The sequence below is a fragment of the Paenimyroides ceti genome (genome assembly GCF_030409925.1).
Genome location: NZ_JAUFQU010000001.1, coordinates 2,462,053 through 2,484,827, shown reverse-complemented (window position 1 = coordinate 2,484,827; position 22,775 = coordinate 2,462,053). Strand labels below are relative to the sequence as shown.

Genomic DNA, 22,775 nt, shown 5'->3' with positions numbered 1-22,775 from the left:
AGTCATTTCAAGAAATTGGAATGACTTTTTTCATTTTATCATTTTGATTATATTTCTCTGTTTATATAAGTAAAAAAAATCATAAAAGAATCAGAATTCTTTAATTGACCTTGTTGAACTGTTGAAAGATAATTACTAAAATAGAATAATTATAAATAATAATTCCTTGAAATTAAGGTTTTATTAAAAATTTTTAAATTTCAATTACTTTTCATAAATTTGTGCCACTTAACGATTAATTATAACTAACTCAATTTATAAAGTATGGCTTTTGATATTGAAATGATTAAAAAAGTGTACGAGAATATGCCTGCTCGTGTTGACAAAGCGCGTGAAATAGTAGGACATCCATTGACACTTTCTGAAAAGATTTTGTACTCCCACTTATGGGAGAATATGCCTTCTCAAAAATTTGAACGTTCTAAAGATTATGTAGACTTTGCACCAGACAGAGTTGCTTGTCAGGATGCAACGGCTCAAATGGCGTTGTTACAGTTCATGCATGCAGGTAAATCTAAAGTAGCTGTACCTACAACAGTACACTGTGATCACTTAATTCAGGCAAAAGTAGGGGCAGAGAAAGATTTGGCAGTAGCTAACACACAATCGAGAGAGGTTTTTGATTTTCTTTCTTCTGTATCTAATAAATACGGTATCGGATTCTGGAAACCGGGAGCAGGTATTATTCACCAGATCGTGTTAGAGAACTATGCATTTCCTGGAGGTATGATGATTGGTACAGATTCACATACAGTAAACGCAGGTGGTTTAGGTATGCTTGCTATTGGTGTTGGTGGAGCTGATGCAGTTGACGTAATGTCCGGTATGGCTTGGGAACTGAAATTTCCTAAACTAATCGGTGTGAAATTGACAGGTAAATTAAGCGGATGGACTGCGCCAAAAGACGTTATTCTGAAAGTAGCTGATATTCTTACCGTAAAAGGAGGTACAGGAGCTATTGTAGAATATTTCGGTGAAGGAGCTACCTCTATGTCATGTACAGGAAAAGGAACCATTTGTAATATGGGAGCAGAAATCGGAGCAACGACTTCTACTTTTGGTTACGATGATTCTATGAGAAGATATTTGGCAGCAACAGGTCGTAAAGATGTAGTTGAAGCAGCTGATAAAGTAGCAGATTATCTTACAGCAGATGCTGAGGTATATGCAAATCCTGAAAAATATTTTGATGAATTAATTGAAATTAATTTATCTGAATTAGAACCGCATATCAACGGTCCGTTTACTCCGGACAGAGGAACACCGGTTTCTAAAATGAAAGAAGAAGCTATCGCTAACGAATGGCCATTAAAAGTAGAGTGGGGATTGATCGGGTCTTGTACTAACTCTTCTTATGAAGATATGTCCCGTGCGGCTTCCATTGTTGAACAGGCAGTAGCACACTGTATAACACCTAAAGCTGAATTTGGTATCAATCCGGGTTCTGAGCAGATTCGTTATACTATTGAACGAGATGGTATCATTGAAACGTTTGAGAAAATGGGAACAAAAGTATTTACCAATGCTTGTGGACCATGTATCGGACAATGGGATCGTGAAGGAGCTGAAAAAAATGAAAAAAATACCATTGTTCACTCGTTTAACAGAAACTTCTCAAAACGTGCTGATGGTAACCCTAATACACATGCTTTTGTAACTTCACCTGAAATGGTTGCTGCTTTAGCAATATCAGGACGTTTAGATTTCAACCCGCTTACAGATACTTTATTAAATGATAAAGGAGAAGAGGTAAAATTGGTAGCTCCTACAGGAGATGAATTGCCAAAAAGAGGTTTTGATGTTGATGATCCGGGTTATCAGGCACCGGCAGCTGATGGTTCTGGTATCGAGGTAGTTGTATCTCCGGATTCACAGCGTTTACAGTTGTTAGATCCTTTCCAGCCATGGGACGGTAAAAACATTACAGGTGCTAAATTGTTGATTAAAGCTGAAGGAAAATGTACAACGGATCATATTTCTATGGCTGGTCCATGGTTGCGTTTCCGAGGACATTTAGATAATATTTCTAATAACATGCTTATTGGAGCTGTTAACTTCTTCAACAAAGAAACCAACAAAGTTAAAAACCAATTGACAGGTACTTATGGAGAGGTTCCTGCAGTACAAAGAGAATACAAAGCTGCTGGTATCCCGTCTATAGTAGTAGGGGATCAGAACTACGGAGAAGGTTCTTCACGTGAGCATGCGGCAATGGAGCCTCGTCACTTAGGTGTAAGAGCTGTATTGGTGAAATCTTTTGCACGTATTCACGAAACAAACCTTAAAAAACAAGGAATGTTAGGATTAACGTTTGCTAATGAGGCAGATTATGATAAAATTCAGGAAGATGATACCATCAACTTCTTAGATCTTACAGAATTTGCACCGGGTAAACCTTTGTCTTTAGAATTTGTTCATTCAGATGGAAGTAAAGACATTATCTTGGCAAACCATACTTATAATGATAGCCAGATTGCATGGTTCAAAGCCGGTTCAGCGTTAAACCTGATCGCAGCAGATGCAGAAGGTCATGCATAAACAGTAGTTATAAAACTTTAAAAATCCAATCAGAAATGATTGGATTTTTTTTAATTCAAAATTTAGAAGTTATGTATCTTTGTATAAAGATTTAAAAAATGCTGATAGCAATTGCTGTAATATTATTTGTTCTGGGAGCTTTGTTTTTCTCTACAATTATTCTATTGGCCAGCGAGCGCGATTTTTTTAAGATCATTACCATTAATACGCTGCTGCTTTTAGGATACTTATTTGTGGCTCAGAAGTATTCTGCTCAACTTTCAGAGGACAATCTCTTTGGCGTAGGAAAATTATGGTTTCTGGTAATCTGTCTTTCTATTCAGGTAGTAGTGGGGTTCATTCATGCCATCAAACGAAAGCGCAAACACTTGGAAGCAAAAAGAAAAAAGATTCTTGAACCACCGCATCCGGAACAAACCGGAGAACCCTTAAATTAACATCCATGAATTTTGAAAAGAAGAGTCGTTATCTATTAATTACTCTTATGCTATTGTTGTACCTCATTTTTATGGTAACAATTCTGATGGATTACAATCATTCTGTAGTACTCATGCTGTTTGCAACTGTCATTACATTCTGTGTACTCATTGCCTGTTATCGATTACCCATTCATTATGATCATTATACAACGGATAAAAGAGAAAGTATTTTATTGTCATTATGGATTCCGGTAGTGGCAGTATTTACCTTTTTTATAAACAATAACACAGAATTAGGAATTGTTCTCATTGCCTCAATGATAGGTACTATAGCAGCTTTCCTTCCTCTGGTTTTGAGAAAGTCCGGTTTTGTCAGACAAATGCCTGAAGCCATTTATTGTGGTGCTTTTGTAGGGATGACCAGTTATGAAACAGCACAGTCCTATTTGTTTATTCTTATTGCAGGATTATGTGCTGCTGTATTGTATTTTATGTTAAGAGTGTTTTTTAAAGGAGTAGGAGGTAAACTGGGAAGTATTGCCTTTGGAGGTGTTTTCTTTGCTTCTTTGCTTTATTTTATATCTTACTAAATGGAAATTTTTGCAATAATCTTATCAGCTGTAACAGGAGCATTGGCTACGTATGTAATCAATAGAAAATGGCAGTGGGGAGCAGTAAAAACATCTGCCTTACTTTCCTTACTGGTTGCTCTGTTTTTCAAAATGTTTCCTGACGTACTGAATGCTTATCTGACTCAGAATATTCCTTTTGTATTCATTGGAGCGAGTTTTATAGGAATGGTATCTGTCCGACTGGTAGCCCGTTACTGGATTTTACTAATTGCAGGTGTTGTTTTTGGAATTCTATACCTGCATTTAGGCAAACACTTTGTAGGTTACGGAGGTCTACTGGGACTTTCGGCTTCCATTTCCCTTTTATCCGTTATGGGATTGAACCTCCTTATTGTAAAATACCTCAAAGCATTCAGAAAGATTACCCTAAAAAAAAGAGGAACTGATTGAACAATTCCTCTTCTATATTTATTTCTGTAACAATCTACTAATAGTAAACGTATCTTCTTACTTTTGCAATGTGTTTTGCAAGGCGAATTACCTGATGACTGTATCCGTATTCATTATCATACCAGATGTAAAGCACAAGGTTTTTTCCGTCTGCAGAAACAATAGTTGCATTACTGTCATAAATAGCTGGAGCAGAAGTTCCCACAATGTCAGAAGAAACTAGCTCATTGTTTAGCGAATATTTAATTTGCTCAACCAATTCACCTTCTAATGCATATTGTTTCATGATTTTATTAATACCTTCAATAGAAGTTTCTTTACCTACTTCTAAATTCAATACAACCAATGATCCGTTTGGAACCGGAACGCGAATTGCATTAGAGGTAAGTTTTCCTGCCAATGAAGGCAATGCTTTAGCAACTGCACTACCAGCACCGGTTTCGGTAATTACCATGTTTAGAGCAGCAGCTCTTCCACGACGGTATTTTTTGTGCATATTATCTACAAGATTCTGGTCATTGGTATAGGCATGAATAGTTTCCAAATGTCCTTTGATAACGCCTAAAGATTCTTCAACAGCTGCTAATACAGGTGTGATAGCATTAGTAGTACAAGAAGCTGCAGACCATATCTTAGTAGTAGCTACATCGTAGTTATTATGGTTTACACCATAAACGATATTTGGCACTCCTTTGCCCGGAGCCGTAAGCAATACCTGAGCTGCTCCGATTGATTTTAAGTGACGTGATAAAGCTTCTTCATCTTTAAAAGCACCTGTATTGTCAATAATCAGTGCATCTTCAATGCCATATTTTGTATAATCAATATCTTCAGGTTGTGCAGCACTGATCATGTGAACAGTAGTTCCGTTGATCAATAAAGCTTCGTTTTCCAAATCAGCCGAAACAGATCCTTCAAAATCGCCATGTACGGAATCATATCTTAATAAAGATGCACGCTTTTCTAAAGAAATTTCATCATTTTTATCTCTGGTAACAATTGCTTTTAATCTCAATTGTTGTCCTTTTCCAATTTTAGCCATTAATTCTCTGGCCAATAAACGTCCGATTCTACCAAAACCGTAAAGAACTACATCTTTAGGTTTGATTTCAACATAGTTTTTTGCATCTTTCAGTTTATCTACTACAAAAGATAAGGCATCATTGTACTTATTATCTTCTAAGTGATATTCATACGTTAATTTTCCAATATCAATACGTGCAGGAGGTAAATCTGATGTTAAAATAGCTCTTGCTATTTCTACACTGTCAAATACATTGATTGGTTTTTCAACAAACTTTGCAGCATACTCATGTAAGTTGATGATGTCACTTACATTTCTGTCCAGTAATTGATTTCTGAAAAGAACCAGCTCAATTGATTTGTCATACCATAAATCATGTACGATTTTGATGAATTCCACACAAGCTTTTCTTCGATCTGCTTGAAATGCTAACTCCTTTTCGTATAATTTGTTATTTTCCATTTGTGAAATATTGTAAAATTGTGTTGTTATAAAAAGTGCCACAAAAGTATTAAAAAATCTGAATATATTTTTTAAAAACAAAAAAAGAACCTCATCAAATAAGGTTCCTTTAAAATATTTTTATTATTTTATAATATCAGACGTATTCTTTCTCTTTTTCGGGTGATAATATCGAGCCTTATATTTTTCTGGCCTCCTGATTTATTCAACAAGGATTGAGCGGTTTCAATATCAGTCGCTTCGTTTCCGTCAATACCAATAATAATGGCCTCTTTTAGTTCATTTTCATACGCTTTGAATTGAGGATTTTCAATGTCTTTAATTTTTACACCATATCGGATACCCAGCGCCGCTTTTTCCTGATCAGACAGATTCTCTATTTCAAAGCCATTATATTGAAGGCGGGCAATTTCTTTTTTAGAGAGGGCAACTTCTACTGTCATCTCTTTGCCTGCGCGTTGCAAATTTACTTTTACAACATCGTCCGGGCGTTTGGTAGCAATGATTGCATTCAATTCTAAGAAATTATTGATGGTACGATTGTCTATCTGAGTAATGATATCGCCTTTTTTGATACCGGCTTTTTCTGCTCCGGAGTTAGAAGTAACCTGATCTACATAAAATCCCTGCGTAAGTTTTAACTGTTTTTCCTGAGCAATCTGACGGTTGAGCTCAAATCCTTGCACTCCCAAAATGCCCTGTTGTACTTTTCCAAACTCCATAAAGTCCTGAATAATTTTACGGGTCATATTGGATGGTACAGCGAAAGAATAACCGACGTATGAACCGGTCATGGATGAAATCATCGTGTTGATTCCAATAAGTTCTCCGCGACTGTTTACAAGGGCACCTCCTGAGTTTCCTGGATTCACTGCTGCATCTGTCTGAATAAAAGACTGAATTCCGGTATTGGATAAATTTCTTGCTTTTGCGGAAACAATTCCGGCTGTTACAGTAGAGTTGAGGTTATAAGGATTACCAACAGCCAAAACCCATTCACCGACATTGATGGCGTCTGAATCACCAAATACGGCAAATGGCAGCTTCTCGTCTGTTTTTATTTTCAATAAGGCGATATCGGTTTTGGAATCCGTTCCGATTAAATCTGCTTTGAAGGTACGGTTATCATTCAATGTAATTTCCAGATCATTTGCTCCCTGAATAACATGGTTGTTGGTTACGATGTAGCCATCCGGTGAAATAATTACACCTGAACCTGTACCGATCTGAGCCTGGGTTTGCCCTCCCTGATATCCGTAAATAAATTCATATACAGGATTACGGGGAGCCGTTCGGTACGATACGTTTTTTACGTGGACCACGGTATGAATGGTTTTTTCAGCCGCTTGTGTGAAATCCGGAGCTTCATACGTATTGGCTACAGTTCTCAGAGGTGCTGCAGTAGTAATATCGTTGCTCATAACAGGCAGAAGTGGACTGTCTTCAATAAATAGTTTATAAGCACCTAAGGTGATAACGCCACTTAACAGAGAAGTTAAGAATATGGCTGGTATTTGTTTCATGTTCTAAATATATTTTATTGTTTTTCACAATAAAGTTATTTAATAAAAATAAAAGCAAATAGCTGTTTAACTACTGGTTAACAGATTTTAACTTGTTATTAAATATTGCTAACTTTGTATAGTACAAACCGATACCACACCATGCAGAAAATAACTTTTTATAAGTATCAGGGAACCGGAAATGACTTTGTTATGATTGATAACAGAGCATTATTTTTTCCTAAGGAAAATCAAGAAGCAATTGCATTATTATGCGACCGCAGATTTGGAATTGGTGCAGACGGACTCATTTTGCTTGAAAATGATGCAATTACTGATTTCCGAATGGTATATTATAATTCTGATGGTAGTGAAAGCACTATGTGTGGAAATGGCGGCCGTTGTATCGTTGCTTTTGCAAAACAGCTTGAAATTATAAAAACACAATGTACATTTATGGCTGTAGACGGACTTCATCACGCTACTATTAAAGAAGATGAAGTTGCTTTACAAATGATTGATGTAAACGAAGTGCGTGTAAATGAACATCAGATTTTTGTCCATACAGGTTCTCCGCATCATATTGTAGAAGTAAATAATCTTGAGAGTTATAAAGTATTTGAAGAAGGCAAAAAAATACGCTATGCTGCTTTATATACTCCCGGCGGAACTAATGTAAATTTTGTAGAAGCCATTGATACCAATCATTATAAAGTTCGTACTTATGAGCGTGGAGTAGAAGATGAAACATTTTCCTGTGGTACAGGTGCGACGGCAGTGGCTATTGCTATGCATCATTTAGGAAAAGCTACAAAGGAAGAAATTGGTATAGTAGTTCCGGGAGGAAGTCTTACAATCTCTTTTTCCTGCGTTGCTCCAGGCATCTATGAAAATGTAATTTTAAAAGGTCCTGCAAAAAAAGTTTTCAGTGGCGAAATTTCAATAAACAGTTAATGAATTTAGTTGGCGAATCTGTATATCTCAGAGCTTTGGAACCCGAAGATCTGGATTTTATCTACGAGATAGAAAACAATCAGGCTCTTTGGGAAGTAAGCCATACGCAAACACCCTACAGCCGGTTTTTAATACGTCAATATTTAGAAAATGCCCATCAGGATATCTATGAAGCAAAGCAGCTGCGTTTGGTTATCGTTGCAAAAAAAGAAAATAAGGCTATCGGTCTGATTGATTTGTTTGATTTTGATCCGAAAAATGAACGTGTTGGTCTTGGTATCGTTATAGTGGAAAATCAGGATCGCAATACAGGCTATGGAACTGAGGCAGTCGCTCTATTGATATCGTATGTATTTGAGTTCTTAAATGTCTACCAAATTTATGTTAATATTAGTTCCGATAATGAACCAAGTATCAAGCTTTTTTCTAAATTTGGCTTCGAATATATCGGTACTAAAAAAGCATGGAATAAAGTAGGAATGATTCGCAAAGATGAACTTCTCTTTCAATTAATTAACAACAAATGAATTTAAAAAAAACGGTTAGTATACTCGCGGTAATTATCTTATTTGCTGCATTGGGGTATGGAGTTATTCTGTACAAAAAAGCTTTTACGGGCAATACTAAATTTGAGGAAAGAGAAGTATATGTACACATTCCTACAGACAGTAATTTTGAAGAAGCAAAAGCAATTCTTGGTAAATATATCAAAGATATGGATGCCTTTCAATCTATTGCAGGACAGTTTGGATATGAAAACAATGTCATTCCCGGGCGTTTTTTACTGAAAAAAGGAATGGGTAATTATGAGCTTTATCAGGCCTTACGTCAGAACCTTCCTTTAAATGTCACATTCAATAATCAGGAAACCATTCAAAAACTGGCAGGCAGGCTTGCTTCTCAGATAGAACCGGATTCTGTGGAAATACTAAAAGCATTTACAGATGAAAAGTTTTTAAAAGAGGCTGGCTTTACGAAAGATGATGTATTAGCTATGTTTTTGCCGAATACATTTGAATTTTATTGGAATACGACTCCTTTAAAAGTACGCAATACCTTACATAGAGAATATATCAAATTCTGGAACGAAGACAGAATTGCAAAAGCTGAAAAACTCGGACTTACACCAAATCAGGTGTCTATTCTGGCGGCGATTGTTCAGAAAGAAACGGCTAAGGTAGATGAGCGGCCAAAAGTAGCCGGAGCGTATTTAAACCGCCTTAACAGAGACATGCTTTTACAGGCCGATCCGACAGTAGTATATACAAAAAAATTATTATCCAATGATTTTGATCAGGTCATAAAAAGAGTATACCTGAAAGATTTACAGTTAGATTCTCCGTATAATACCTATATGTACAAAGGACTTCCAAAAGGAATGATTGCTATGCCTGATGTTACCTCTATTGATGCTGTACTGAACCCTGAAAAACATGATTATATTTATTTTTGTGCCAGTGTAGAGAATATAGGCTATCATGCATTTGCAAAAACTCTTGAAGAGCATAACCAAAACAGACAAAAGTATGTGGAATGGCTCAATAAAAATAATATAGAGTAAATAAAAAAGAAGGTTTTTTAAAACCTTCTTTTTTATTTACTCATACGGGAATCAGATGAAGAACTGCTTTTAGAGAGAATGGTAGTGGTGTTGCCATTTTCATCTGTAAAAGTTTCCTTTTTTACTTCAGGATCATTCTCCAGCTTTTTGAACATTTCTGTCATCTCCTCCTGCATTTGATTCATCTGATTAAATACATCTCCAAACCCCGTTGTAAAGGACTCAAAGAGATCAGAACCAAATCCATTGTTAAGGTTTTGGAAAGGAGAAATAGCTTCAGTGTCTCCAGCTTCAAAAGGAGCATTCATCAGATCACTAAAAGAAAACATATTCATTCCCGAATCAGATCCTTTAACGTTATTAATGCTGACAGAATAGAAGCCGTTGTTTTCGGTGACAGCTATTTCAAAAGGAGCAATCGCACCGGTGTTCTGACGGATAGATCGGCTGAGTTGCTGGTTTTTGTTTTTAATTTCTACTCTGACAGATTGAATCAGGCTGTTTTGAATAGATACATCGGTAAACTCTGCGTTGATGTTGTATCTTTCATTAAGCATGGTCTCGATTTCTTTTAATTCATCAAGACTGGTTTGAGCATTTACCTCATACGTAAATGTTTTTTTAACAACTTTGTTGGATCCGGGGTCGGTAGGTTGAGAAAATGCTCCAGTACTGCACAAACAACCTAAACCTAAAAATGTCATTAACAATAGCTTATTCGTTTTCATACTTTTATTTTAATACTTATTTTTGCATAAAAATTTGAGATGGTAAAATTAAGAATTCTGTTGCTGATATTTCCTCTTTTAACTTTTTGTCAACAAAAAAAAACGGAGGCTCAATTGTTTCAGGAAGAGTTGGTTAAGAGTTATGAAGATAAGGATACAAGTCCTTTGGATGCGAAAGAAAAGAGAGAATTCAAAGGTATTCATTTCTTTCCCATAAGCGAAAAATACATGGTTATGGCGCATCTGGAAAAACTGGAAAATGAAAAACCTTTTTTAATGCCTTCAACAGGTAAAAAACAAAACTGGTATAAAAAGTATGGAAAAATAACCTTTGTCATTGATGGAGTAACTTATTCTTTATACGTATATCAAAATCAGGATTTGTTAAGAAGCCCTCAGCATAAGAATCATTTGTTTTTACCTTTTAATGATCTCACGAACGGAAATACTACCTATGGAGGTGGGCGTTATATTGATTTGTCAATTCCTGAAGCTGATACACTTATAGTAGATTTTAATCAGGCGTATAATCCATATTGTGCTTATTCGCCAAGATATTCATGTCCCATAACTCCTGAAGAAAATTTTATTGATGTAGCGATTCTGGCTGGCGTAACCTATACAACAGATGAAAATTAATCTTCATACACATCATTATGCGCCGCTTACAGATACAACAGAAGTAGTCAATCAGTATCCGGAAGCGTTTAACCCGGCTATACCTTACTACAGTATTGGTATTCATCCGTGGTATATTGATGAAGATAAGGTAAAAGAGCGCCTTTTATTAATGGATATACAACTGTCTGGTAAAGGAGCACTGGCAATAGGGGAGTGCGGATTGGATAAGCGGATTGAAACCGGTCTGGATTTACAAATTGAAGTTTACAAACAGCAGGTATTGTTGGCAGAAAAACATAAAAAGCCCATCATACTGCATTGCGTAGCCGCTTATCAGGAAATAGTTGAACTTAAGAAAAAATGGAATATATCTGTTCCTATGATTATTCATGGTTTTTCAAAAAACCGTCAAACTGCAGAGATGTTGATTTCTAATGGATTTTATATCTCATTAGGGAAATATCTGATGCGAAATCCACAGATGGAAGAGGTTCTGAAGAGTACTCCTCCGGATCGGTTGTTTTTAGAAACAGACAGTATGGAAGAATCTATTGCTACAGTATATAAAAAAGCAACAGATATTCTGGGAAGGAACATTGAACAAGAAATTGAACATAATTTTAATAGAGTTTTTAACCGTGATTGTGAGTTCTCTAATGAACATGTATAGCGATCACCTAATTTTTTAATGTATATGGCTGTTTGGCAGGAAAGAGCAGAATTACTATTTAAAACAGAAGGTATTGCAGCCTTAAAAAGTGCAAAGGTATTAGTAGTAGGATTAGGAGGAGTCGGTTCATTTGCCGCTGAGTTTTTAGCCAGAGCCGGTGTTGGAAATATGACCATTGTTGATGGTGATGTGGTGGATATAACCAATATCAACCGCCAGCTACCTGCTTTGCATTCTACTGTAAATGAGCCAAAGATAAAAATTGTTGGAGACCGACTTATGGATATTAACCCTGAATTGAATCTGGAACGCATTCAGGAATTTATCTCTCCGGAGCGCGCTTATGAAATTGTTACAGAAGATTTTGATTATGTACTGGACTGTATTGATAGTATAACTCCGAAACTCAACCTTATTAAGGCAGCCAAACAAAAAAAAGTTAAGGTAATCAGCAATATGGGAGCCGGCGGAAAAATGCTGTCCAGTAAAGTTGTGGTAAAAGACATTAGTAAAACCAATGTCTGCCCTTTGGCAAAAGTAATCAGAAAACGATTGCGAAAAGAAGGAATCAGTTCTGGTGTAAAAGCTGTTTTCTCGCTTGAAAAACCAGATGAAACCAGCCTGAAAATGACGGATGGTAAAAATTTTAAAAAGTCATTTTTTGGAACAAACAGCTGGATGCCGGCTTTATTCGGATTGCATGCTGCAGAAACCGTAATAGTATACTTATTGAAAAAGAATAAATAAAGAAAAAGTGAAATGGAAACATTTCACTTTTTTTACAAAAAAATAATTTAGGTTTGCCTAAAAATGGTTAATTTTAATTTTTGAAAAGTTGCTATAGACTTTATACCTAAATTAACCCTATGAACGAAAAAATACCGCATTCAGAAAAAATAGATAATGTATTAGATGGCAAAACAAAAGGCTTTAAGCAGATACTGCCTTTTTTGGGACCTGCGTTTATAGCAGCAGTAGCTTATATTGATCCCGGTAATTTTGCAACAAATATAGCTGCCGGATCTGAATATGGTTATCTGTTGTTGTGGGTAGTTGCCGCATCTAATCTACTGGCTGTTCTCATCCAGTCTTTGGCAGCAAAACTTGGGATTGCAACAGGAAAGAATTTACCTGAAGTAGCCCGTGAACGGTTTCCTAAAAAAGTTTCATTCTTTTTGTGGATTCAGGCAGAGCTTGTCATAATGGCTACAGATCTAGCAGAATTTATCGGAGCAGCTTTGGGACTCTATCTGTTGTTTAATATTCCGATGATTCCGGCTGCTATTATTACCGCTATTGTTTCCTTTGCAATTCTTGAATTTCAGCGTTATGGATATAAGACCTTTGAAGCTATCATATCCGGTCTTGTGGTAATGGTAGTGTTGGCGTTTGCTTTTCAGACTTTTTTAGCAGATCCTGAAATGCATAGTGTTGCTATGGGGGTGTTTTACCCAGCTTTTGAAGATGCACAGTCCATTATGCTGGCAACGGGAATTTTGGGAGCAACAGTAATGCCCCATGCCATATATTTACATTCTTCGCTGATACAGCATCGTATCATTCCTAAAAACGAAAAACAAAAGAAAAAGCTATTCCGTATGGAATTTATTGACATTCTTTTTGCCATGTTTGTAGCCGGGGTTATCAATATGTGTATGCTTATTATTGCTGCCGCCGTATTTCATACACAGGGACTTGATATTACGGATTTAAAAGATGCTTACCATCAATTGGATATCTCTTTAGGTTCTTTTGCTGCTATATCTTTTGGGTTGGGACTTCTGATTGCAGGTTTGGCAAGCTCTTCTGTCGGCACTATGTCGGGAGATGTAGTGATGCAAGGGTTCATTAAACAGCATATTCCTATTTATCTCAGAAGATTTGTTACCATGATTCCTCCTTTGACCATTATTATTTTCGGAATTAATGCTACTGAAGCACTCATCGTAAGTCAGGTGATTTTATCGTTTGGAATTGCGTTTGCACTGATTCCTTTAATTATGTTTACCAGTGATAAGAAACTGATGGGGAATCTTGTCAATCATAAGATCACTACGGTAGTCAGTTGGCTGGTAGCGCTGTTGATCATCACACTGAATGTGTATATTATCTTTTATTCATTTTGATGCATATTATAAAAAATTGTAATCGTAACTGGAACGGATTATTATCGTTATAAAAAAAGGTGATACGTTAATATCACCTTTTTTAAAATTTAGTTTTTTTGATAAAAAACAATTATTATTTTGATAAGACTACTTCATTCGTTACTATAAAATACTGATGAGATGGTTTTATTCTTTTACTTTAATAGTACAACCAATTGCTACAGTTGAGGTCGTTTTTATCTCCTGTCCTGCAATCAATGCATTTACGGCATCTTCTACATAGCGCTCGCTTACATCATCAGCATTTTCATAATTGTTGTCGATGGCTCCAATATATCGGACAATGTTTTTACCTTTTTCTTTTTGCAAAACAAAAACATGAGGGGTTTTAGTAGCTCCATATTGTGGATATACATGTTGTCCTTCATCAAATAAATACGGAAAAGTAAATCCTTTTTCTTTATACCGTTCCTGCATTTTCTGGAAACTGTCTTCTGGTTGTACTGCCGGATCGTTTGGATTGATAGCGATTACAGGATATCCCTGAGAGGCGTATTTTTTATTCAAATCGAGAATACGATCCTCATAAGCCTTAGCATAAGGACAATGGTTACAGGTAAAAATCACGATGAAACCTTTTGCATCTTTATAATCTGCTAAGGATACTTTCTTATTATCGATGTTTTCAAGAGAGAAATCAGCTGCTTCATCTCCGACCTTGTATCCTTTTGGTAAGGCTTGCTCTGCATTTTTCAGAGAATCTTCAGTTGTAAGTTGTTCTTTGTTGTCTGTAGTTGCTTCTTTTTTACAGGATGCAAAAGCCAATAGAATACAGGCAAGAAAAGCGAATTTTTTCATACTATAAATACTTTTTAATTAATTGTTCAAGTTCATTTTTATTCAGTGATGCTTCTTTAAAATCTAATTTTTGACCGTTTTTATAAAATGAGGTCGCAGGTATTGCTCCTGTCCAATGCGGATCAAAAGAAGGTATCCATTCATTCATTCTTTTGTTGTCATCTAATAAGTATACAGAAGTAGTAATGTTATGAGAAGATAAAAAAGGTTTCATTTTTGTTTCAAAATCTGCTGCGCGATCGAGACTTACGAGAATCATTTCATAGTTACCCTTGTTTTTATACATTTCATTTACTTCCATAAAGTCCGGTAACTCTTCAATACACGGTTTGCACCAGGTAGCCCAAAAATTCACGACATATAACTTGTCATCTTTGCGGTTGATGATCGCCTGAAGGTCTTCATATTGGGTAATGACTGCTACTTTTTGAGTTTGAAGTTCCTGTGTAGCTTCTGTATTTGTATTTTTTTCCTTATTACAACTGACCACAAATAATGTTAATAAAAACAAGCTGAGGTATTTCATTTTTGATGGATTTGAATATTAAAAAGCTCAATTTACACTTTTTTTATTTTTCAGTACCTCAAAAAACATGGTTTTGTTATTTTTTTAAGAAATTTTCATCTTTCCTATGGGAGGAATTCTTTGTTAAGTAAAAAAGACATTTTCAAATTTCGTATGTTTGTCTACAGTTAAAATCCACTTCAAATCTACTTGTATATGAAATACTTATACTTACTGATATTATTGCTGACAGCAACTTATTCTTCAGCTCAGGTTTTAGTTATTAATGAAATAGATTCTGATACACCCAGTACGGATGTTTTGGAATTTGTAGAAATAAAATCGGAAACTCCTCATTTTTCTTTAGACGGATATGTTTTAGCTTTTCTAAATGGAAATACAATAGGCGGAACTGCTTTAAAAATTTATTATTCAGTTGATCTTAGTGGTCTTGTGACCGATGCAAACGGATTACTCTTAGTAGGTAATGTTCAGGTAGCTCCGGTACCGGCATTTATCATCCCTAACAATACCATTCAGAACGGACCGGATGCAGTGGCTATTTATCAGGGTGATATCAGCGCTTATCAAATGTATATGCCTGCTACTACCAACGGACTTATTCATGCGATAGGTCATGGAGTGGCCAATACACCTCCTGCGGCATTATTGACTGCTTTAGGTATTACAGAATATTATTCAGAAAATGCAAACAATCAAAAAGATCAGCATTCAATTCAACGCAATACCGACGGAACTTATTTTGTTGGAACTCCAACAGCCGGTTATCCGAATAACGGTTCAGGTATAACGTACAATGGTATTAGTATTCTGGTTGATACTACCGATAAAAATGAAGGTGAGTCATTTGATATTACTTTTAGTACCCAACAGCCTGTAATACAGGATTTATCATTTAATTACAGCCTTATAAATGATCATTTCACAGAAGATGATTATCTGGCTGATCTTGAAGTATTCATTCCTGCCGGGAATAGTTCAGTAACAAAAACGGTACAGCTTTTAAACGACGGTATTACGGAGGGAGATGAAACCTTATTAATTCAATTTGGAAGCCTTCCGGATGCTTATATGCGCATGAATGATTTTATTGCCATTAATATTATTGATGCCAACTACATCGTTTCTGATTTCGGAACTCCGCTAAATCCTACTTATGGCAATGTATTGCCTACTTATGAAGCAGCATACTATACTTCATTAAACGGTAAATCAGGAATGGAATTACGTCAGGCATTGCAGGATATTATTGCAGATGAAAATACGGTACGGAAACACAGCTATGGAGATAGTGTTGATATTTTAAAGACAGCCGACCAGAATCCGGAAAACAGTAACGAAGTCTGGCTGATGTATGTGGAAGCACCAAGACGTAAAAATCTCTATCAATTGGGAAGTGTGACTACGGGTTTCTGGAACCGCGAACATATATTTCCTCAATCAAGAGGTGGTTTTGCCAATGCAACAAGTTCTGTTGCTGATGGTATTGAAATTTGGGAACCTACCAATGCTGACGATATTGCAGCAGGACATTCGGATGCTCATCATTTACGGGCAGAAGACGGACCTACAAACAGTTCCAGAGGAAATAAAGACTACGGATTAGACGATTATAACGGACCGGTAAACAATCAGGGAAGCTGGAAAGGGGATGTTGCACGGGCTTTGTTTTATATGGATGTTCGGTATAACCTGTTGCATGTGGTTGAAGGTAATCTTCCGGATGCTACCAATTATCAGATAGGCGATCTGAATACTTTAATGCAATGGCATGTTCAGGATCCAAGTGATGATTTTGAAATGAACCGTAACAATTATATTTACACCTGGCAGTACAACAGAAATCCATTTATAGATTTACCGGAATTGGCAGATTATATTTTCGGGGATAAACAGGATGAAATATGGCAGTGGACTGCTTCTACTGAAGTGGCGGATAAATTATTCTTTAAAATGTACCCAAATCCTGCACAGTCTTCTGTTTATATTGAAGGACTTAAAGGGGATGCCATTGTTGAAGTATATGATATGAACGGCAGAAAACTCACTGAGCAGCATTTTTACCAGAGTACAACATTGCCTCTTAATATGAGTACAGGTATTTATTTGGTAAAGATATTGTCTGATAATAAAACCGCAACTCAAAAGCTAATTGTAAAATAATCATTATTTTTATCCTTCGAAAAATAAACCAATGATTATAACCGGATATATTGAATCTGTAACGCCATTTTCATACACAAAAGCTTCTAAAACCATTTATAAAAAGCATGTTTTAGTTACGTATCCTTTTTATAGTCTGATGAATAAAATTTTATTTACCGTTTCTGATCAGGTACAAATTCCGGAAGACTGGTCAACGGCTTATCAGTTTAATTTTGAACCTGTAACCAAATATCTGCATGAAAAAATCTTTACGGATTTTTATTTGCATGAAATTTCCGAAGTACAAGAACTCTCAGAAGGACTTATACTGACTATTGTAGAAACTCATATTGAAAAAAAAGAAATCCATATTTTATCAAGAGAACAAGTAAAGGGAAGAACTAAGAACACTGTTGAAATTGATACGGACGATAATAAAAAACTCCATGTTTTCTATTGGGAAGACAATCATTATCTGACCGAAATAAGCGATATTTCTACTTTACAGCTCAATTGTCGCTGTCTTCAATATAAAAACAAATGGATCAATAATATTGAAATCTGGCGTACCGGAATGCAGGAAAATTTCATTGGAAGCATACTATGAGAATGTTAAACTTTATGTTTCCAAAAAGTAAATAAATCGTCGGGATATCTACTGTTTTTTAAGGACTTAACGCCATCTTTATACGCTTTGAAACACGTTTTAAAAACCGTTAAAAAAGCTAAAATGTTGAATTTTAATATTTTATTAAAAATAATAGTCGTAAATTTGCGTCGCTAATATCAGTTTGTGACAGGGGCTGAGAAAACAAATTTAATGATTAAAAAATGTTCTTATCTTATTGGTTTAACAGTACTTGTTTTAATTACTGCTTCTGCTTTTAAGTCGTACGAAACAGAATTAATGTTCAATGAGCATTACAAAGTTTCTGAAAATTTAGCGTATCATGTGGCTACGGCTGATGAACATGAACAACAGACAGAAATGGTTCTTGATGAAGTTGTTTTACCAATGACAGGTAAATCTTTTATTGGATTTAAAGAGGCTTTAGCCGTTCGTGAATCTGCCGGAAATTATAAAGCGATTAACGATTACGGATATTTAGGCAAATTTCAATTCGGAAAAGAAACCTTAAAAATTATGGGAATTAAAAACACTAAAGAGTTTTTAGCCAATCCGGAGCTACAAGAAAAAGCGTTTGTTCTATTACTACAAAAAAACAAATGGATTTTACGAAAAGAGATTAAAAAGTACGAAGGAAAGGTTATTGGAGGTGTTTTAATTACAGAATCTGGTTTATTAGCTGCAGCACACTTAGGTGGGGCAGGAGCTGTTCAAAAATTTTTGAAGACCAAAGGTTCAGAAAGTTTTAGCGATGGATTTGGTACTAATATTAAAACGTATCTGAAAAAATTCGCTGGTTATGATATGTCATTCGTTACCCCGGAAAAAAATCCAAAAGTGATTTAGTAACGAAAAGGTAAAAAGAAAAAGTCGACCCGAAGGTCGACTTTTCTTTTTCATAGGAATTTTTTTTTACGTATTCTGCAGTACCTGCAATAAAATAAAGTCATCCGTTGTAGGAATTTGAACTTCACATTATTTAGACAGCCTTTTTAAAAAAAGTCACATCTTTTTGACACATAAATTTTATTATATTCTTTTTGAAATAACAAAAGATGCTTTACTACGTATTTGGTGTCAAATGCAAAATGGAAAAATCTGCTGAAAAGTTCCTTATTATAAATTTATCTTTCCAACCATGTCTTCTGGTTTCACCCATGCATCAAAATCTTCAGCAGTCACATATCCCAAACGAACGGCTTCTTCTTTTAAGGTTGTTCCATTTTTGTGTGCTGTTTGTGCGATTTCAGCTGCCTTATAATAACCAATCTTTGTATTTAGGGCTGTAACCAGCATTAACGAATTAGAAACTAATTCTTCAATACGTTGGTAATTTGGTTCAATTCCCTGAGCACAATGCTCATCAAATGATACACAGGCATCACCGAGTAAAATAGCTGATTGAAGAAAATTAGCGGCCATCAGCGGTTTAAATACATTCAGTTCATAATGCCCCTGAGTACCACCGATAGTGATGGCTACATCGTTCCCCATTACCTGTGCCGCTACCATGGTAAGAGCTTCACATTGAGTAGGATTTACTTTTCCGGGCATAATAGAGGATCCCGGTTCATTTTCAGGGATCAGAATTTCTCCGATACCGGAACGTGGTCCGGAAGCAAGCATGCGTATATCATTGGCAATTTTGTTCAGAGAAACAGCAAGTTGTTTAAGTGCGCCATGTGTTTCTACAATAGCATCATGAGCTGCTAATGCCTCAAATTTGTTTTCGGCTGTTACAAAAGGATGCCCGGTAAATTGGGCAATATATTTTGCTACGGTTACATCATAATGTTCTGGTGTATTCAACCCTGTTCCTACAGCTGTACCGCCCAGCGCCAGTTCAGAAAGATGGTCAAGCGTATTGTTCAGTGCTTTTAATCCGTGTTTAAGCTGCGCTACATAACCTGAAAGTTCTTGTCCGAGTGTGAGAGGCGTTGCGTCCATTAGATGAGTACGACCGATCTTGACTACATTTTTAAATTCCTTAGCTTTTCTCTCCAAAGTGCTTTTGAGTTGTTCAACGCCGGGAATCGTTTTTTCAACAACAGCTTTATAAGCGGCTATATGCATTCCGGTTGGGTAAGTATCATTCGATGACTGTGATTTGTTTACATCATCATTTGCTTTTAATACCGGCTCACCCTGACCGATTTCGAATCCTGCCAATACATGCGCCCGGTTGGCGATAACTTCATTGAGGTTCATATTCGATTGTGTTCCTGAACCTGTCTGCCAAATAACCAAAGGAAACTGATCTGCCAGTTTGCCTGCCAGAATCTCATCACATACCTGTGCGATGGCATCTCTTTTTTCAATCGATAAAACACCCAATTCATGATTGGCATATGCGGCTGCTTTTTTCAGATAAGCAAATCCGTCAATAATCTCTACAGGCATTGATGCTGCCGGACCGATTTTGAAGTTGTTTCTTGAACGTTCTGTCTGAGCTCCCCAATATTTATCTGCGGGAACTTTTACTTCCCCCATTGTATCTTTTTCAATTCTGAATTCCATTATTATATTATTTAAAATAAGTTTAAATAAAGTTATAGCTTTTAAAGAGAAACTGCAACGAATTTTTTAGTTATTTTTTAACTTATTGTTGTAATATTGTGAGTAATGTCATACCTTTGAAACGTATACAAAAAAATTCGGAAAACATGTTTGAGTTTCAACAGTACATAGCTTTTTTAATAGGATTAACCATTATGACAATGGGATTTTGGTTAATGATTTTCTTGATTAATTTTGTTTTCTACTGGGTAACTGGTGCGGTGAAAGAGCTAGTCAAGGAGAAAAAGGCTAAAAAAGAATCATAAGCAATCGTTTTGTTTATCATAAAAGGGAATCAATAATTGGTTTCCTTTTTTTTGTACATTTTGGTAACGGTATACTTTTGAACCCAGTGAAGCAGAAAAAAAGTTTATTCTATATAAAAAAGGATCTGTTTCTATTAAGAAAAAGACCCCTTTTAAAAATAAAGTAAACATTTAATACATTAGAATAAACTCATTATCAGATTTATAATGTAATCAATTATAAATTTCATTAAGGAAATAAGAATTGCCATGCGTATTAGTTTTTTTTAGTTAATTACAGGTTGTACATTTTAGTTTCCCATTAGTATATACATAATAATGTGTGCCGTCGTAAATTTTTTCGTTTTCAAAGTAATCTTCGTCTAAATAACGACCTACTTCACTATTCAGCTTAATTTTATAATTATCAGGTAAATATAGTGAAATTTTTATTTGGTTATCAAGTGCATAGTCTTTATTTGTCGTCAAAACTGCATTTGCCAGCAATATTTCATTTCCTTTTATTTCAGAATAATAATCTACCCAGTTTGAACGATCGTTTTTATTCGTAGAAATACGTACTCCATTTTTAGTGATATTGATATCTGATCTAAAATTGTGGGAATATTCACTGTCTATTTCAAGATACCCTTCTTTTTGATTGGTAGAGCGAATCACCATTTCCACATTGTCATTTTCATGATATACAACTGAATCATTTGTATTAAAAATTCTTGGATCTCTTATAAACTCTAAAGACAATGTATCATTTTTGATATGATCCAGTGATTTTTTTACTACATGATGTTCTTCCTGTTCTCGGATGAGTTTTCTAAAAGCATCCTGTTTATAGTCAACCTGAATCATCAGATAGGAGAAAAAGAAGATTGCTGCTGCCCAGAAAAAAGCAAGAATAATAGAAACGATACCAACGTATTTGATGTTTTTATAGTAAATTTTTAATCCTACAAAAAGCAATATGATAAACGGAATTGCACACATCAGGAATAAAGATACTGAAAACCACCATATAGGAACGTTTAGGTCTGCCTGAAGAATCTGTGTGATATGTCTTGCTTCTGTAAAGTTACTGGATTGAAAAGCAAAAGGTACTATCAGCGTTCCCATAATACTGAGTATGGAAAAGATGATAAGAAACATTCCGATAATCTTTTTTACGATTTCTGCAGAATTACCCGATCTGTTTCTGTAGGCGTCATAAGCGTTGATTCGTTCTCCTGATTCATTGTAGTTTTCTTTATTTTTTTTTTCAATATTCTCTACTGTTACCGGTTCTCCATACATTTCAAGAATTTCTGATGTCGTTTTCGCTTTTGGAATGATGATCCATAAAATAGGGTAGATCAGAAAACTCAATCCATACAGAAAAAGCAATAAAATGAAAATAATTCTGAACCAAACCGGATCAACATTAAAATAATGCCCTAATCCTGATAAAACACCCCCTAATACTCTTTTATTACCATCGCGGTATAATTTTTTGGAACGGTTGCCAGAATAATTCGTATGGGTATAAGATTCCTTTTTTTCTGCCTGTGTATTGTTTTCTGAATTCTCATCGTCTAAACGGTAATCTTCAGGTTTCCCCATCAAGCGTTCTACATAATCAACATCATTTAAACCTACAACGCCTGCAGAGCCATTAATACGCTCATTGAATATTTCTGCAATCCGGCTTTCGATATCGCTTAGAATTTCTTCTTTACCTTCTGTATTCAGCGAGTTTTTAATCGCATCAAGATAGAGACTCAATTTATTGAAAGCGTCTTCATCAATATGGAAGACAAGTCCTGAGATATTTATAGTTACTGTTTTGTTCATGGTTTAATTTTTTTGAGTGATTTGTTCCACTGCTAATGCTAATTCGCTCCAGGTTTTGGCGAGCTCATCTAAAAAATCTTCGCCCTTTTCTGTTAATTTATAATATTTTCTCGGTGGTCCGGAAGTTGATTCTTCCCAACGATAGCTCAAAAAATCATCGTTTTTTAAGCGGGTCAATAAAGGATAAACTGTACCCTCTACCACTAATAATTTTGCTTCTTTCAACATTTCGAGAATTTCAGATGTATAATAATCTTTGTCTCTTAATAAAGAAAGAATACAAAATTCTAAAATGCCTTTTCGCATTTGTGCTTTTGTGTTTTCGATATTCATAGAACGTGTGTTGTGTTAATAATCTCTCTTATT

Annotated in this window: 23 protein-coding genes; 15 read left to right on the top strand and 8 right to left on the bottom strand. The window is 35.5% G+C overall.

Features of this window, described 5'->3' with window-relative positions; translation table 11 throughout:
- Positions 1 to 264: 264 nt before the first annotated feature.
- From QW060_RS12350 to QW060_RS12335, 4 genes are all read left to right on the top strand, one after another.
- A complete protein-coding gene (locus QW060_RS12350; protein ID WP_290363848.1) occupies positions 265 to 2,538 on the top strand; it encodes an aconitate hydratase in 2,274 nt (757 codons plus the stop codon).
- Positions 2,539 to 2,636: 98 nt separating this feature from the next.
- Complete coding sequence (locus tag QW060_RS12345; RefSeq protein WP_290363847.1) at positions 2,637 to 2,975, top strand: hypothetical protein; 339 nt, start codon at positions 2,637 to 2,639, stop codon at positions 2,973 to 2,975.
- Positions 2,976 to 2,980: 5 nt separating this feature from the next.
- The gene (locus tag QW060_RS12340; RefSeq protein WP_290363846.1) at positions 2,981 to 3,547 is read left to right on the top strand and encodes a hypothetical protein; all 567 of its coding nucleotides are present in this window, start codon (positions 2,981 to 2,983) and stop codon (positions 3,545 to 3,547) included.
- A complete protein-coding gene (locus QW060_RS12335; RefSeq protein ID WP_290363845.1) occupies positions 3,548 to 3,979 on the top strand; it encodes a hypothetical protein in 432 nt (143 codons plus the stop codon).
- A gap of 37 nt (positions 3,980 to 4,016) precedes the next feature.
- Here the strand turns inward: QW060_RS12335 and QW060_RS12330 are convergent, their stop codons facing one another.
- Positions 4,017 to 5,465: a glyceraldehyde-3-phosphate dehydrogenase gene (locus QW060_RS12330; protein WP_290363844.1), complete on the bottom strand. Its 1,449-nt coding sequence runs from the start codon at positions 5,463 to 5,465 to the stop codon at positions 4,017 to 4,019.
- Between the two features lie 128 nt (positions 5,466 to 5,593).
- The gene (locus tag QW060_RS12325; RefSeq protein ID WP_290363843.1) at positions 5,594 to 6,988 is read right to left on the bottom strand and encodes a trypsin-like peptidase domain-containing protein; all 1,395 of its coding nucleotides are present in this window, start codon (positions 6,986 to 6,988) and stop codon (positions 5,594 to 5,596) included.
- Between the two features lie 141 nt (positions 6,989 to 7,129).
- Between QW060_RS12325 and dapF the strand changes: the two genes are divergently transcribed.
- Genes dapF through mltG form a run of 3 tightly spaced genes read left to right on the top strand, consistent with a single transcriptional unit; the run spans position 7,130 to position 9,482 of the window.
- Positions 7,130 to 7,921, top strand: a complete 792-nt coding sequence (gene dapF, locus QW060_RS12320) for a diaminopimelate epimerase (RefSeq protein WP_290364759.1) — start codon at positions 7,130 to 7,132, stop codon at positions 7,919 to 7,921.
- The gene (locus QW060_RS12315) at positions 7,921 to 8,448 is read left to right on the top strand and encodes a GNAT family N-acetyltransferase (protein ID WP_290363842.1); all 528 of its coding nucleotides are present in this window, start codon (positions 7,921 to 7,923) and stop codon (positions 8,446 to 8,448) included. The genes dapF and QW060_RS12315 overlap by 1 nt, the downstream gene beginning before the upstream one ends.
- Entirely contained in the window at positions 8,445 to 9,482 is a 1,038-nt protein-coding gene (mltG, locus tag QW060_RS12310; protein ID WP_290363841.1) for an endolytic transglycosylase MltG, read from the top strand. Before QW060_RS12315 ends, mltG begins: the two co-directional genes overlap by 4 nt.
- A gap of 32 nt (positions 9,483 to 9,514) precedes the next feature.
- Here mltG and QW060_RS12305 read toward each other — a convergent pair whose 3' ends face one another.
- Complete coding sequence (locus QW060_RS12305; protein WP_290363840.1) at positions 9,515 to 10,210, bottom strand: hypothetical protein; 696 nt, start codon at positions 10,208 to 10,210, stop codon at positions 9,515 to 9,517.
- 39 nt (positions 10,211 to 10,249) lie between these two features.
- On the opposite strand from QW060_RS12305, the gene QW060_RS12300 reads away from it, so the two are divergent.
- The 4 genes from QW060_RS12300 to QW060_RS12285 all read left to right on the top strand — a co-directional run bounded on the left by QW060_RS12300 (position 10,250) and on the right by QW060_RS12285 (position 13,627).
- Complete coding sequence (locus tag QW060_RS12300) at positions 10,250 to 10,849, top strand: DUF1684 domain-containing protein (protein ID WP_290363839.1); 600 nt, start codon at positions 10,250 to 10,252, stop codon at positions 10,847 to 10,849.
- Entirely contained in the window at positions 10,839 to 11,501 is a 663-nt protein-coding gene (locus tag QW060_RS12295; protein ID WP_290363838.1) for a TatD family hydrolase, read from the top strand. The genes QW060_RS12300 and QW060_RS12295 overlap by 11 nt, the downstream gene beginning before the upstream one ends.
- Before the next feature lie 24 nt (positions 11,502 to 11,525).
- Complete coding sequence (locus tag QW060_RS12290) at positions 11,526 to 12,248, top strand: tRNA threonylcarbamoyladenosine dehydratase (RefSeq protein WP_290364758.1); 723 nt, start codon at positions 11,526 to 11,528, stop codon at positions 12,246 to 12,248.
- 119 nt (positions 12,249 to 12,367) lie between these two features.
- A complete protein-coding gene (locus QW060_RS12285; protein WP_290363837.1) occupies positions 12,368 to 13,627 on the top strand; it encodes an Nramp family divalent metal transporter in 1,260 nt (419 codons plus the stop codon).
- Positions 13,628 to 13,795: 168 nt separating this feature from the next.
- Here the strand turns inward: QW060_RS12285 and QW060_RS12280 are convergent, their stop codons facing one another.
- Together QW060_RS12280 and QW060_RS12275 are read right to left on the bottom strand one after the other, a co-directional pair.
- The gene (locus QW060_RS12280; protein ID WP_290363836.1) at positions 13,796 to 14,467 is read right to left on the bottom strand and encodes a thioredoxin family protein; all 672 of its coding nucleotides are present in this window, start codon (positions 14,465 to 14,467) and stop codon (positions 13,796 to 13,798) included.
- A 1-nt stretch (position 14,468) separates the two neighbouring features.
- Complete coding sequence (locus QW060_RS12275; protein WP_290363835.1) at positions 14,469 to 14,993, bottom strand: TlpA family protein disulfide reductase; 525 nt, start codon at positions 14,991 to 14,993, stop codon at positions 14,469 to 14,471.
- Positions 14,994 to 15,188: 195 nt separating this feature from the next.
- Between QW060_RS12275 and QW060_RS12270 the strand changes: the two genes are divergently transcribed.
- The 3 genes from QW060_RS12270 (at position 15,189) to QW060_RS12260 (ending at position 18,612) form a co-directional block, all read left to right on the top strand.
- Positions 15,189 to 17,156, top strand: a complete 1,968-nt coding sequence (locus QW060_RS12270; protein WP_290363834.1) for an endonuclease — start codon at positions 15,189 to 15,191, stop codon at positions 17,154 to 17,156.
- Positions 17,157 to 17,187: 31 nt separating this feature from the next.
- The gene (locus QW060_RS12265; protein ID WP_290363833.1) at positions 17,188 to 17,745 is read left to right on the top strand and encodes a hypothetical protein; all 558 of its coding nucleotides are present in this window, start codon (positions 17,188 to 17,190) and stop codon (positions 17,743 to 17,745) included.
- A 213-nt stretch (positions 17,746 to 17,958) separates the two neighbouring features.
- Positions 17,959 to 18,612 (top strand): lysozyme family protein, encoded by a 654-nt coding sequence (locus QW060_RS12260; RefSeq protein ID WP_290363832.1) that lies wholly within the window; start codon positions 17,959 to 17,961, stop codon positions 18,610 to 18,612.
- A 270-nt stretch (positions 18,613 to 18,882) separates the two neighbouring features.
- Here the strand turns inward: QW060_RS12260 and fumC are convergent, their stop codons facing one another.
- On the bottom strand, positions 18,883 to 20,283 hold the full coding sequence (fumC, locus tag QW060_RS12255; RefSeq protein ID WP_290363831.1) for a class II fumarate hydratase: 1,401 nt from the start codon (positions 20,281 to 20,283) through the stop codon (positions 18,883 to 18,885).
- Between the two features lie 146 nt (positions 20,284 to 20,429).
- Here fumC and QW060_RS12250 point away from each other — a divergent pair, with 146 nt between their 5' ends.
- The gene (locus QW060_RS12250; protein ID WP_290363830.1) at positions 20,430 to 20,588 is read left to right on the top strand and encodes a hypothetical protein; all 159 of its coding nucleotides are present in this window, start codon (positions 20,430 to 20,432) and stop codon (positions 20,586 to 20,588) included.
- Between the two features lie 270 nt (positions 20,589 to 20,858).
- Here QW060_RS12250 and QW060_RS12245 read toward each other — a convergent pair whose 3' ends face one another.
- Positions 20,859 to 22,409, bottom strand: coding sequence for a PspC domain-containing protein (locus tag QW060_RS12245; protein WP_290363829.1), 1,551 nt, complete (start codon positions 22,407 to 22,409; stop codon positions 20,859 to 20,861).
- Positions 22,410 to 22,412: 3 nt separating this feature from the next.
- Positions 22,413 to 22,742 carry a PadR family transcriptional regulator gene (locus QW060_RS12240; protein WP_290363828.1) on the bottom strand — a complete coding sequence of 110 codons (330 nt, stop codon included), beginning with the start codon at positions 22,740 to 22,742 and terminating at the stop codon, positions 22,413 to 22,415.
- Positions 22,743 to 22,775: the final 33 nt, after the last annotated feature.

Bases quoted from the DNA above. Each gene is read 5' to 3' on its own strand.
- QW060_RS12350 (WP_290363848.1), top strand. From the start codon at position 265: ATGGCTTTTGATATTGAAATGATTAAAAAAGTGTACGAGAATATGCCT.
- QW060_RS12345 (WP_290363847.1), top strand. From the start codon at position 2,637: ATGCTGATAGCAATTGCTGTAATATTATTTGTTCTGGGAGCTTTGTTT.
- QW060_RS12340 (WP_290363846.1), top strand. From the start codon at position 2,981: ATGAATTTTGAAAAGAAGAGTCGTTATCTATTAATTACTCTTATGCTA.
- QW060_RS12335 (WP_290363845.1), top strand. From the start codon at position 3,548: ATGGAAATTTTTGCAATAATCTTATCAGCTGTAACAGGAGCATTGGCT.
- QW060_RS12330 (WP_290363844.1), bottom strand. From the start codon at position 5,465: ATGGAAAATAACAAATTATACGAAAAGGAGTTAGCATTTCAAGCAGAT.
- QW060_RS12325 (WP_290363843.1), bottom strand. From the start codon at position 6,988: ATGAAACAAATACCAGCCATATTCTTAACTTCTCTGTTAAGTGGCGTT.
- dapF (WP_290364759.1), top strand. From the start codon at position 7,130: ATGCAGAAAATAACTTTTTATAAGTATCAGGGAACCGGAAATGACTTT.
- QW060_RS12315 (WP_290363842.1), top strand. From the start codon at position 7,921: ATGAATTTAGTTGGCGAATCTGTATATCTCAGAGCTTTGGAACCCGAA.
- mltG (WP_290363841.1), top strand. From the start codon at position 8,445: ATGAATTTAAAAAAAACGGTTAGTATACTCGCGGTAATTATCTTATTT.
- QW060_RS12305 (WP_290363840.1), bottom strand. From the start codon at position 10,210: ATGAAAACGAATAAGCTATTGTTAATGACATTTTTAGGTTTAGGTTGT.
- QW060_RS12300 (WP_290363839.1), top strand. From the start codon at position 10,250: ATGGTAAAATTAAGAATTCTGTTGCTGATATTTCCTCTTTTAACTTTT.
- QW060_RS12295 (WP_290363838.1), top strand. From the start codon at position 10,839: ATGAAAATTAATCTTCATACACATCATTATGCGCCGCTTACAGATACA.
- QW060_RS12290 (WP_290364758.1), top strand. From the start codon at position 11,526: ATGGCTGTTTGGCAGGAAAGAGCAGAATTACTATTTAAAACAGAAGGT.
- QW060_RS12285 (WP_290363837.1), top strand. From the start codon at position 12,368: ATGAACGAAAAAATACCGCATTCAGAAAAAATAGATAATGTATTAGAT.
- QW060_RS12280 (WP_290363836.1), bottom strand. From the start codon at position 14,467: ATGAAAAAATTCGCTTTTCTTGCCTGTATTCTATTGGCTTTTGCATCC.
- QW060_RS12275 (WP_290363835.1), bottom strand. From the start codon at position 14,993: ATGAAATACCTCAGCTTGTTTTTATTAACATTATTTGTGGTCAGTTGT.
- QW060_RS12270 (WP_290363834.1), top strand. From the start codon at position 15,189: ATGAAATACTTATACTTACTGATATTATTGCTGACAGCAACTTATTCT.
- QW060_RS12265 (WP_290363833.1), top strand. From the start codon at position 17,188: ATGATTATAACCGGATATATTGAATCTGTAACGCCATTTTCATACACA.
- QW060_RS12260 (WP_290363832.1), top strand. From the start codon at position 17,959: ATGATTAAAAAATGTTCTTATCTTATTGGTTTAACAGTACTTGTTTTA.
- fumC (WP_290363831.1), bottom strand. From the start codon at position 20,283: ATGGAATTCAGAATTGAAAAAGATACAATGGGGGAAGTAAAAGTTCCC.
- QW060_RS12250 (WP_290363830.1), top strand. From the start codon at position 20,430: ATGTTTGAGTTTCAACAGTACATAGCTTTTTTAATAGGATTAACCATT.
- QW060_RS12245 (WP_290363829.1), bottom strand. From the start codon at position 22,409: ATGAACAAAACAGTAACTATAAATATCTCAGGACTTGTCTTCCATATT.
- QW060_RS12240 (WP_290363828.1), bottom strand. From the start codon at position 22,742: ATGAATATCGAAAACACAAAAGCACAAATGCGAAAAGGCATTTTAGAA.